Source organism: Saccharopolyspora rectivirgula DSM 43747 (assembly GCF_000497205.1).
GTDB lineage: Bacteria > Actinomycetota > Actinomycetes > Mycobacteriales > Pseudonocardiaceae > Saccharopolyspora > Saccharopolyspora rectivirgula.
Window position 1 is genome coordinate 1 of record NZ_AYJW01000095.1, and the last position, 9,433, is coordinate 9,433.

Genomic DNA, 9,433 nt, shown 5'->3' on the forward strand with positions numbered 1-9,433 from the left:
GAGAGTAGGACACCGCCGACACACCAACCCACGATGGTGGCCCACCAGGAGTGATCCTGGTGGGCCACCACCCTATTCCCAAAAGGGAAAACACCACCCACCAAAACACCAACACCAAGGCAGAGCCGTGTTGGTGGTTTCGCCTCGAATGAGGACGGGACGCGAGTTTCCACCGGTGCTCGTCCGCGTCCAACGCGGAGTCCACGTTTTCGTTCCGGGCTTTCGCACCCACTTCGCTGCCACGGAAGTCCGTTGTTCCCGTGGTGGCGCTCTTTGACAAAGCGCTTGTCTTTTGGCGGCCAGCCGCTGAGCTCTCGAACGCTGGCTTTCCTGGTTCTCACCCGGTGAGGCGCTTCCTCCTCTCCGCACCCCTGCCGGGGTTTCCCGCGCTGTGCCCGATGCCCAGTGCGTGGGGCACGGTTCTGAGCTGCTTCGCACCGGATTCCGCTCTACGGTTTCGGAGTGGGCGTGGGTGAGAACGAGGAACTGAAGCCCCGCAGCAGGGAAGTCACCGAAGGGCTGGAGCGGGCACCGGCCAGGGGCATGCTGCGGGCTTTGGGCATGCGGGACGAGGACTTCGGCAAACCCCAGATCGGGGTGGCTTCGTCGTGGAACGAGATCACACCGTGCAATCTGTCCCTGGATCGCTTGGCCGAAGCGGCCAAGAACGGGGTTCACCAGGCGGGTGGTTATCCCCTCGAGTTCGGCACGATCTCGGTGTCCGACGGGATATCGATGGGACACACCGGCATGCACTACTCGCTGGTGTCGCGGGAGATCATCGCTGACTCGGTGGAAACCGTCATGGAGGCGGAGCGGCTGGACGGTTCCGTTCTGCTGGCCGGGTGCGACAAGAGCTTGCCGGGGATGCTGATGGCCGCTGCGCGGCTCGACCTGGCTGCCGTGTTCGTGTACGCGGGCTCCATCTTGCCGGGGCGGTTGGGTGGAGCTGAGCTGACGATCGTCGACGCGTTCGAGTCCGTGGGCGCGTGCGCTCGCGGACTGATCAGCCGGGAGGAGCTCGACCGCGTGGAACGGGCGGTGTGCCCTGGTGAGGGCGCCTGCGGGGGCATGTACACCGCCAACACCATGGCTTGTGCTGCCGAGGCGTTGGGCATGTCCATCCCGGGCTCGGCGACTCCTCCTGCGGTGGACCGCAGGAGGGATGCCGATGCGCGAGCTGCCGGTCGAGCAGTGGTCGGCATGCTCGAACAGGGGATCACAGCCCGCCAGATCTTGACGAAGGAAGCTTTCGAGAACGCGGTGGCGGTCGTCCTGGCCTTCGGCGGATCGACCAACGCGGTGCTGCACTTGCTGGCGATAGCTCACGAAGCGGGTGCCGGACTCGAACTCGAGGACTTCAACCGGCTGGGTGAGGCGGTGCCGCACGTGGCCGATGTCAAACCGTTCGGGAAGTACGCGATGCCGGCGGTGGACCGCATCGGAGGCGTGCCCACGGTGATGAAAGCCCTGCTCGACGCCGGTTTGCTGCACGGCGATTGCCTCACCGTCACGGGGCGGACAGTCGCGGAGAACCTGCGGGTGCTCGATCCGCCGCCCCCGGACGGCAGCGTGATCCGGCGGTTGGAGGACCCCCTGCACCCCACCGGGGGGATCACGGTGCTGCGGGGATCCCTCGCACCGGACGGGGCGGTGGTGAAGAGCGCCGGGTTCGACACGGCTTCTTTCACCGGCAACGCGCGGGTCTTCGATGGTGAGCAGGCCGCGATGCAGGCGGTGTCGGACGGGACGCTGCAGCCCGGGGACGTGGTGGTGATCCGCTACGAAGGGCCGCGCGGTGGGCCCGGAATGAGGGAGATGCTGGCGGTGACCGGTGCGATCAAAGGCGCCGGGCTCGGCAAGGACGTGCTGCTGGTCACCGATGGCCGGTTTTCCGGGGGAACGACTGGGCTTTGCATCGGCCACGTGGCTCCGGAAGCAGCCGACGGTGGTCCTATCGCTCTGGTCCGGGACGGTGATCAGATCCGGGTGGACATGCGGAGCAGAGCGTTGGACCTGTTGGTGGACGAGGCGGAATTGGAGCAGCGCCGAAAGGATTGGGCACCGCCGGAAGGACCCCGCGGCAGAGGAGTGCTCGCCAAGTACGCGAAGCTGGTGGGCTCGGCGGCTGCTGGTGCAGTGCTCCACTAGCCGACCATTGCGCCTGCAGCTCGGTCTGGTCGAGCGCGGTGAGCTTCGCACCCGGGGTGCGGGGGCGTGTCGGGGCTGCCGCGTTCAGCACCACCGCACGTGGTCCCGGGCCGTGGGCGGACCAGTCCCGCCGGGAGTGCTTTTCTGCGGGCTCTTCGGTTGGCAGTGGCCGGTCTTCCCGGATTTCCCGGCGGAAGTCGTGGTGCGAGGTTGTCGAATTCCGCGGTGAAGGGAACTTTTCTGCAGTAGGCGATTGGAATGTTCCCTTGCTGATCAGTTGCGAGCGGTCGGCAGTGGTTGTTGCAGACCTGTTTTTGATCTAACCAGTGAGGGAATTGGCTCTTCGCGAAAGCGCGAAAGTGCTGCTGGGACAAGAAAAATCCGCGGTCAGGCGGGGTGGGAGGGACGCCTGACCGCGGAAGTGCGGGGTCCGGAGCTTGCTGGCAGGACCGGGGCAGAGGTGGTTTCAGTCCCACTCCAGCGCTGCTCCGGACTGGTACTCGATCACTCGTGTTTCGAAGAAGTTCTTTTCCTTGTGGAGGTCGATGGCTTCCGACATCCACGGGAAGGGGTTCTCGGTGGGGGAGAATACCGGTTCCAGACCCAGTTGGGTACACCGCCGATTGGTGATGAACTGGAGGTACTGCTCGCACAGTTCGGCGTTGATGCCGAGCATTCCCTGCGGCATGGTGTCGTGGCCGTAGGCGACTTCCAGCTCGCACGCCTCGGTGAGCATTCGCCGGATCTCCTGCTGGAATTCCGGCGTCCACAGGTGCGGGTTCTCCTGCTTTATTTGGTTGATGCAGTCGATTCCGAAGTTGAGGTGGATCGACTCGTCGCGCAGGATGTACTGGTAGAGCTCGGCGATCCCGGTCATCTTGTGCTGCCGGCCGAGCGCGAGCACCTGGGCGAACCCGGTGTAGAACCACATGCCTTCGAAGACGACGTAGAAGGCGACCAGGTCGCGCAGGAAGGCCTGGTCCTTCTCGGGGGTTCCGGTGGTGAAGTCCGGGTTCTCCAGGTTCTTGGTGTACTGCAGCGCCCAGGCGTCCTTGTCGGTGATGGAGGGCAGCTCCCGGTACATGTTGAACAGCTCGCCCTCGTCGAGGACGAGGCTTTCGCAGATGTACTGGAAGGTGTGGGTGTGCACGGCTTCTTCGAAGGCCTGGCGCAGCAGGTACTGGCGGCATTCCGGGTTGGTGATGTGCCGGTACACGGCCAGCACGATGTTGTTCGCCACCAGTGATTCCGCGGTTGCGAAGAACCCCAGGTTCCGCTTGACCATGCGGCGTTCCTGCTCGGTGAGCCCGTCAGCGGACTTCCACAGGGCGATGTCGGCCTGCATGGATATTTCCGTCGGCATCCAGTGGTTGTTGCACCCGGCCAAGTACTTTTCCCAAGCCCAGTGGTATTTCATGGGCAGCAGCTGGTTGACGTCCGACCGCGAGTTGATCATCGCCTTGTCGTCGACGGCCACTCGTTTCGCGTTGCGGTCGATGTTCTCCAGTCCGGCAGGCATGGGAGTTCTCCTGATCGTGCGGGTGGGGGTCACTGGCAGGCTTCGCAGCTGGGGTCGTCGACCGAGCAGGCGGTGCTGGCGGCCGGCACCGCGTTCAGCTTCCCGTCGGTGCCGCGCAGGGTGCTCTTCTCGACGTGGGTGGCGGCCACCGAGCGCAGGTAGTAGGTGGTTTTCAGGCCCTTGCGCCAGGCGGAGCGGTAGAGCTGGTCGATCGCCCGGCCGCTGGGGCTGGTCACGTAGAGGTTGAGCGACTGGGCCTGGTCGAGCCACTTCTGCCGGCGCGCGGCTGCTTCGACGAGCCAGGACGGCTCTATTTCGAACGCGGTGGCGTAGCGCTGTTTGAGCTCCTGCGGAATCCGGTCGATGGGCTGCAGGCTGCCGTCGTGCAGTTTGAGGTCGGTGACCATCTGCTGGTCCCACAGTCCGGCTTCCTTGAGGTCTTCGACCAGGTAAGGGTTGATCACGGTGAAGTCGCCGGACATGTTGGCCTTCACGTACAGGTTGCGGTAGATCGGCTCGATGGATTGGCTGACCCCGCAGATGTTGGAGATCGTCGCGGTGGGGGCGATGGCCATGACGTTGGAGTTGCGCATCCCTTGCCGGCGGACTTTCTCCCGCAGCGCGTCCCAGTCCATCGTGCTGGAGTGGTCCAGGTCCACGTCTCCGTCGCGTTCTTCGGCCAGGATGTGCAGGGAGTCGATCGGCAGGATCCCTTTGCTCCACAAGGATCCTTCGAACGAGCTGTAGCGTCCGCGTTCGGCAGCCAGATCGCTGGAGGCGGAGATGGCGTGGTAGCTGATGAGTTCAGTGCTGCGGTCGGCGAATTCCACTGCTCGCGCGGATCCCATGGGGATCTGTTGGCGGAACAGCGCGTCGGCGAATCCCATGAGGCCGAGCCCGATCGGGCGGTGGCGCAGGTTGGAGTGCCGGGCTTCGGGGATCGTGTAGAAGTTGATGTCGATGACGTTGTCCAGCATGCGCACCGCGGTGCGCACGGTCTTGGCCAGCTTCTCCTGGTCGATGCCGGTCGGGGTGGTGTGGTTGACCAGGTTCACCGAGCCGAGGTTGCACACCGCCACTTCGTCCGGGCTGGTGTTGAGAGTGATCTCGGTGCACAGGTTGGAGGAGTGGATCACCCCGGTGTGCTGCTGCGGTGACCGCAGGTTGCACGGGTCTTTGAAGGTGATCCACGGGTGCCCGGTCTCGAACAGCATGGTGAGCATGCGTCGCCACAGGTCGACCGCGCGCACTCGCCGGAACAACCGGATTTCACCGCGGTCGGCGGCCCGCTCGTATTCCCGGTAGCGCTTGGTGAAGGCCTTCCCGTACAGCTCGTGCAGGTCGGGGGTTTCGTCGGGGGAGAACAGCGTCCACTCGGCGTCGGCTTCCACGCGGCGGATGAACTCGTCCGGAATCCAGTTGGCCGTGTTCATGTCGTGGGTGCGGCGCCGGTCGTCGCCGGTGTTGCGACGCAGTTCCAGGAATTCTTCGATGTCGATGTGCCAGGTCTCCAGGTAGGCGCACACCGCGCCGCGGCGTTTTCCGCCCTGGTTGACCGCGACCGCGGTGTCGTTGGCGATCTTCAGGAACGGCACCACGCCTTGGGATTTGCCGTTGGTGCCGTTGATGTGCGCTCCGATGCCGCGCACCGGTGTCCAGTCGTTGCCGAGGCCACCGGCGTACTTGGAGAGCATGGCGTTGTTGCTGATGGAGTGGAAGATCGCGGCCAGGTCGTCTTCCACAGTGGTCAGGAAGCAGGAGGACAGCTGTGGCCGGGTGGTTCCGGCGTTGAACAGGGTGGGGGTGGAGCACATGAAGTCGAAGGAGGACAGCAGGTTGTAGAACTCGACCGCTCGTTCGGTCGGGTTGTCCTCGCGCAGCGCGAGCCCCATCGCCACCCGCATGAAGAAGGCTTGGGGGAGCTCGTACCGGGTTCCTTCGTGGTGCAGCAAGTACCTGTCGTAGAGGGTTTGCAGGCCGAGGAAGCTGAAGGCCAGGTCGTTCTCGGCGATGAGGGCTTCGCCGAGCTGGCTCAGGTCGAATTCGGCGAGTTGCGGGTCGAGTTGGCCGAGTTCGATGCCTCGTTCCACGTACGCGGTGAAGTACGCGGGGTACCGGTCGCGCATTTCCTGTTGGGTGGCGGGGCTGCAGTCGAGCCACGCCAGGGCTTGCTGGCGGATCCGGTTGAGCAGGAGGCGAGCGGTGACCTTGGAGTATCCGGGTTCAGCTTCGATCAGGGTTCGGGCGGCCATGATCTGGGCGAGCGAGAGGTCGTCTTCGCTGATTCCCGGATACACGGTGCGTTCCACTTCGGTGAGCACCGCTTGTGGCGAGACGTCGGGGATTCCGGCGCAGGCTTGGTGAACGGCAGTGGACACGCGGTTCCACTCGCTGTCGGTGATGGTCATGTCTCTCCCTCGCGAGTTCGGTCGGCCTCGAAGGCGCGCGAGGAGACGGAGACATGCGTGTCCCTGCCGTCCGCGCAGACCCGCCCTCGAGGTCCCGGACAAGCACGCTGCGCGCGTGCACCGGTGGCAGGTCTTCGGACTCACAGGCGTCCGGCTGAGCCGGTCCTACTGGTCGTGGCTTCCCAGGCTGTGCTGTGCCCAGTGCCGTTGCTCGCGTCCGCGAGTTACGACGGTCGTTCCTGTTCACCGCTGCGGGGCAGTCCCGGATTCGCACCGGGTTCCCTGTTGCCTCACCGAAGGGTTCGGTGAACCACCAGCAGCCAACACACTACATGTTGGGGTTGTTCCGGTTGGACTGGGGCACATAGCGTGTCTGAGGGTTGCGGAACGACTCGGGCGGAGGCGCTTCGGGGGATGAGGTGGCGGGCTCGTCCGGTGCTCGTTCTCAGGAGGGGCTGGAGCTCGTCGAGGGGCGCGAGCGGTCTCGGCCCTCGGGTTCCTGGTGCCGTCGAGTACCTCGATGGCCCTTCCGGAGTGCACGGCCGCCGGGTTCGCCCACTGTGGATAGTGGATGAGGTCGTTCTTCCGCTGTTGGGAGGTGGGGCCGCAGGTGGCGTGGAGCTGGGCGTCGCCACCGGCTCGGGGCGTTGTTCCCGGCTGAGCCGGCTGGGGTGCTGCCGCCTTGCTGGTTCGCGGGTCTGCTCAGTCCGACGTCGTCCAGGGTTCGTCGCTCCGGTTCCTTCGTCGAGCGCTTCGGCGTGGTGGAGGAAGTTCTCCTGCCACGTCTTGCTGCCGGTTCCGGCGAACGCGGTGGGCGCGGTCTTGTCCAGCGCTCGGTGGTGCGCCGTCGCGGACGGTGCTGGAGAGGAGCGGGTCGGAGTCGATGCAGTGGTCTTCTCCGGTGTGCACCGGTCCGGGCTGGGGTTCGGTCCCAGCACGGGGCGGGTGACGGGTGTCCGGTATTTCGTTCGGGTGTCAGGACCGGTTGGCGGGGATGATGCTGATGCCGCCGGTTCGTTCCAGCACCGCGTATTCGATGTCGCTGAGGTCGAGCAGTCCTTGGTGCTGCCGGGCGGCGGCGAGGACGTCTTCGATGCTGATGTTCTCCCGGCGCAGTCGTTCCTGCAGGGGACGGCCGTGTTCGACGAGGATCAGCGGGGTTCCTTCGGTGAGTCTGGCCACCGCTCTGAAGCGGTATTGCAGCCAGTCGGCAGCTCGGTCGGTCAGCATCAGGGTGGCGATGACCAGGAGCGAGTTGGTGATCGAGTAGTCGTCCCCCAGCAGTGCTTGCTGGGTGGCTTCACCGACGATCAGCAGGAGGACGAAGTCCAGGGTCGTGGTTTGGGACAGGGTCCGCTTGCCGGTGAGGCGCAGCAGCACGAGCAAGATCAGGTAGATCGTCAGAGCCCGCAGCACGCTCTCCACTGTGTCCTCCTGTTCGTCAGGGGTGAACCCACTGCCAGAACTGCACCGATGCTCCTTCGTCGACGGCTATTTCGCAGCGGCGCACGGTGAACGAGTCGCTCGGTCGCATGTCCAGGCGCAGCGCCAGACCTGTGCGGTCCCGCGCGGGGTAGCGGTAGATGACCTGGTCGGCGGAGACCGTTGTGGACGCGGGCGGGGGCTGCAGCGACTCCACCTGGCTGTCCTGCAGGCACTGCTGGTCGATGCGCAGCCCGAGCCACCCGTTCCGGGCGCTGCCGGGGGCGAGGGAGATGAAGAGCTGGGTGTTCCCCTCGCTGCGCAGGAAGCGCTCGTAGGACACGCTCAGCTGGCCGTCCGGGCTGGTCTGCTCGGCTTGGCTGAGCGGCCCGTCGCCGAGCAGGCCGAACAGGCCGAACAGGATGATCGCGCTCATCAGCGCCCAGCCCAGGATGTCGGCTCGCCAGTCCCAGCGGAACATCCTCCGGTCGGCTTCGATCGGTGGGCGTTGTTCGGGTTGCTCGTCCAACTCCCGCTCCCGTTCCAGCAGCTGTGATTACCGAACATCCTGCTGAAGGACGGGCGGGTTCGCAGTTCGTGACCCGGGCTGTTCGGGAGGGTGCGGGAATGACTGCGGCCGGCACGGGATCGCCGTGCCGGCCGCAGCTTTCCTCGTGCCCAGCTGGCGCGCTGGTAGCGCCTTTGGTACCGCGCGTCAGCTGTGCGGGCACGCGGGGTGTGGCGGGGTGCCGCTCGTCGTCACGGCAGCATGCTGCCGGTGTCGACGTAGCGCTGGTGCCAGGAGAGCGCTTCGGAGAGCAGGTGCGGGGTGTGGCGGCCGTAGGCGTCGCGCAGGGCGCGCTCGTAGTAGTCGCGCAGCAGGGGGCGGAAGTCCGGGTGGGCGCAGTTCTCGATCAGGACTTCGGCGCGCCGGCGCGGGGAGAGGCCGCGCAGATCGGCCAGGCCTTGTTCGGTGACGATGATGTCGACGTCGTGCTCGGTGTGGTCGACGTGCGAAACCATGGGCACGATGGTGGAGATCGCCCCGTTCTTCGCCGTCGAGGGTGTCATGAAGATGGAGATGTAGGCGTTGCGGGCGAAGTCGCCGGAGCCGCCGATGCCGTTCTGGATGCGGCTGCCCATCATGTGCGTGGAGTTGACGTTGCCGTAGATGTCGGCCTCGATGATGCCGTTCATCGCCAAGCAGCCCAGGCGGCGGACCACCTCCGGGTGGTTGCTGATCTCCTGCGGCCGCAGCACGATGCGGTCGCGGTAGTCGGCGGCGTTGTTGTTGAAGCGCTCCACCGCGTCAGGGCTGAGGGAGAGCGCGGTCGCCGAGGCGGTGCGCAGGGTGCCGGTGTCGATCAGGTGCAGCATCCCGTCCTGGATCACCTCGGTGTAGGCGGTCAGGTCGGTGAACGGGCCTTTGTCGAGACCGGCCAGCACGGCGTTGGCGATGTTGCCCACACCGGACTGCAGCGGCAGCAGGTTGCGGGGGAGTCGGCCGTTGCGGACTTCTGCGTCGAAGAAGTCCAGCACGTGTTCGGCGATTCGGCGGGAGTTCTCGTCCGGTTCCTTGAAAACCGTGTTGCGGTCGGGGGAATGCGTTTCCACCACGGCGATCACCTTGTCCACAGGGCACTCCAGGTACGGGGTGCCGATGCGGTCGGCGGGCCGGGTGAGCGGGATGGGCTTGCGGTTCGGTGGGAGCGCCGTGCCGTAGTAGATGTCGTGCATTCCCTCCAGGTCGGCGCTCTGCCAGGAGTTGACCTCGAGGATGATGCGGTCGGCCTGTTCCAGCCAGGTCTTGTTGTTGCCCACCGAGGAGGACGGGATCAGGCGGCCGTCTTCGGTGATGCCGGCTACTTCCACGACGGCGACGTCGAGGGGGCCGAGGAATCCTTCCCAGACCTGCTGCGCGACGTGGGAGAGG

At 65.6% G+C, this 9,433-nt stretch carries 6 protein-coding genes and 1 riboswitch; of the genes, 1 reads left to right on the forward strand and 5 read right to left on the reverse strand.

The features are described from left to right. Positions 1-468 precede the first annotated feature (468 nt). The gene (gene ilvD, locus SREC43747_RS0118170) at positions 469-2,151 is read left to right on the forward strand and encodes a dihydroxy-acid dehydratase (RefSeq protein WP_201768730.1); all 1,683 of its coding nucleotides are present in this window, start codon (positions 469-471) and stop codon (positions 2,149-2,151) included. 466 nt (positions 2,152-2,617) lie between these two features. Here the strand turns inward: ilvD and SREC43747_RS0118175 are convergent, their stop codons facing one another. The 5 genes from SREC43747_RS0118175 to scpC form a co-directional block, all read right to left on the reverse strand. Then, positions 2,618-3,670, reverse strand: a complete 1,053-nt coding sequence (locus SREC43747_RS0118175) for a ribonucleotide-diphosphate reductase subunit beta (RefSeq protein WP_029722804.1) — start codon at positions 3,668-3,670, stop codon at positions 2,618-2,620. Between the two features lie 29 nt (positions 3,671-3,699). Then, the gene (locus SREC43747_RS0118180; RefSeq protein WP_081722682.1) at positions 3,700-6,078 is read right to left on the reverse strand and encodes a ribonucleoside-diphosphate reductase subunit alpha; all 2,379 of its coding nucleotides are present in this window, start codon (positions 6,076-6,078) and stop codon (positions 3,700-3,702) included. A gap of 108 nt (positions 6,079-6,186) precedes the next feature. Further along, a riboswitch (cobalamin riboswitch) is annotated at positions 6,187-6,408 on the reverse strand. 645 nt (positions 6,409-7,053) lie between these two features. Further along, positions 7,054-7,503 carry a DUF421 domain-containing protein gene (locus SREC43747_RS0118185; protein ID WP_029722806.1) on the reverse strand — a complete coding sequence of 150 codons (450 nt, stop codon included), beginning with the start codon at positions 7,501-7,503 and terminating at the stop codon, positions 7,054-7,056. A 16-nt stretch (positions 7,504-7,519) separates the two neighbouring features. Next, positions 7,520-8,029 (reverse strand): hypothetical protein, encoded by a 510-nt coding sequence (locus SREC43747_RS0118190; RefSeq protein WP_029722807.1) that lies wholly within the window; start codon positions 8,027-8,029, stop codon positions 7,520-7,522. A 230-nt stretch (positions 8,030-8,259) separates the two neighbouring features. Further along, positions 8,260-9,433: succinyl-CoA:acetate CoA-transferase ScpC (scpC, locus tag SREC43747_RS0118195; RefSeq protein WP_029722808.1), on the reverse strand; the 1,174-nt coding region annotated here is incomplete at its 5' end.

What these genes read in the sequence shown, in the direction of transcription:
- SREC43747_RS0118175 (WP_029722804.1), bottom strand. Translation starts at nt 3,670, where the DNA reads ATGCCTGCCGGACTGGAGAACATCGACCGCAACGCGAAACGAGTGGCC.
- SREC43747_RS0118180 (WP_081722682.1), bottom strand. Translation starts at nt 6,078, where the DNA reads ATGACCATCACCGACAGCGAGTGGAACCGCGTGTCCACTGCCGTTCAC.